Annotated in this window: 1 protein-coding gene; it reads left to right on the top strand. The window is 72.2% G+C overall.

Annotation, left to right across the window (positions count from 1 at the left end; genetic code table 11):
- Positions 1 to 593: 593 nt before the first annotated feature.
- Positions 594 to 1,349, top strand: coding sequence for a DeoR/GlpR family DNA-binding transcription regulator (locus ABEA15_RS25500; RefSeq protein WP_344147883.1), 756 nt, complete (start codon positions 594 to 596; stop codon positions 1,347 to 1,349).
- The last annotated feature ends 224 nt before the right edge of the window (positions 1,350 to 1,573 follow it).

Raw genomic sequence — 1,573 nt, 5'->3', positions numbered from 1 at the left:
CCCATTTGGCGGTGTCGCGGACCCATTGCGCGCTGTCATGGGCGAAAGGGGGCATTGGGGTTCGCCTCAGCTCCTCGCCGATACCGCAGACGTCGATTCGTGTGGGAATCGCACCCAAACAAACATTCGGCAGGAAACAGGAGTGGCGGCGGGCGGCGAAGCGCGGGTTAACGCTGTGGAAATCGTCGTGCCGGCCGTGCGACCCGGCCGCCCCCTCCCCGCAGCATTCCAGTGCAGAGAGTCAGGTCACGGCGACGTCGCGGGGGCGTCGCCGCTCAGGCCGGTACCGTCGGCCCCGCTCTCGTTGCCGCTCTCGTTGCCGCCTTCTCAGCGCCGCCGCAGCGGTTGGGCGGCACTCCTCGGGCCGGTACCCGGGCGGTGCCGCGCCGCGGTCGGCGGGTGGGCCGGACAGGGTATGACCGGACCCGTTCGCGGACTCCGGTGGCCGCCGGCTCGCCCCGGCCGTCGGCGGAAACGGCACCGGTAACGCCGCATTTCGGGAAATTCGCGCGCAATCCGCGGTCGCTCTTGAAACGCCTCGCGGGATCTCACTAACATCACGTAAAGCCACACCGAAACGCAGGTGATGTCACATGTACGCCGAAGAGCGCCAGCGCAGCATCATGGAACGCGCCCGTAAGGACGGTCGCGTCGACGTCGCGCGGCTCGCCTCCGACTTCGACGTCACCTACGAGACGGTGCGGCGCGACCTGACCGCCCTCGAACGCCACGGCGTGCTGCGGAGAGTGCACGGCGGCGCGATCCCCGTCGAGCGGCTGGGATTCGAGCCGACACTGGCGCAGCGCGACTCCGTCATGACCCCGGAGAAGGAGCGCATCGCCAAGCGGGCTCTGGAAGAGGTGCCGGCCGAGGGGGCGATCCTCCTCGACGCGGGCACCACGACCGGCCGGCTCGCCGAGCAGCTCCCCGCCGAGCTCACCGTGGTCACCAACTCGGTCTCCATCGCGCTGATGCTGACCCCGCGCTCCCACACCAACCTGATGCTGCTGGGCGGCCGGCTCCGCCCCCGCACCCAGGCCACCGTCGAGAGCTGGGCGCTCCAGGCGCTGGAGGAGACCTTCGTCGACGTCGCCTTCATGGCCACCAACGGTGTTTCGGCCGAACACGGGCTCACCACACCCGATACCGCCGAAGCACAGGTCAAGCGGGCGATGATCCGCTCTGCACGCCGCGTCGTCCTGCTCGCCGACCACACGAAGGTGGGCAACGACCACTTCGCCCGCTTTTCCACCCTCGACCAGGTGGACTGCATCATCACCGACTCCGGGCTGGCCGACGGGCTGGCCGACGAGCTCGCCGCGTTCGGTCCCCGAGTCGTCGTGGTGTGATCCACCCACCGCGGCAGGCGCCGCCCTCCCCTGGCGCCTGCCGCCCGTCCATCCGGCTCCGCGTTCACCCCAGAGCCGGCCCGGGCCGAAGGGCCCGCCGCGCGCCGTCGCCGGCGGCCGCGGCCCCGGGTCGGCCGGCCCGCCGACGGCGCCCCCGCCGCGGCGGTGACTGCCCCCGACTCCCCCCCCCCCCCGGCCCCCCCCCCCCCCCCCCCCCCCCCCCG

Origin of the sequence: Streptomonospora halophila, from assembly GCF_039542725.1 — a bacterium.
Taxonomy (GTDB): Bacteria; Actinomycetota; Actinomycetes; order Streptosporangiales; family Streptosporangiaceae; genus Streptomonospora; species Streptomonospora halophila.
This window is presented reverse-complemented; position numbering and strand designations above follow the sequence as displayed.

Excerpts from the sequence above, each read along its gene's own strand:
- ABEA15_RS25500 (WP_344147883.1), top strand. The coding sequence starts at position 594 with ATGTACGCCGAAGAGCGCCAGCGCAGCATCATGGAACGCGCCCGTAAG.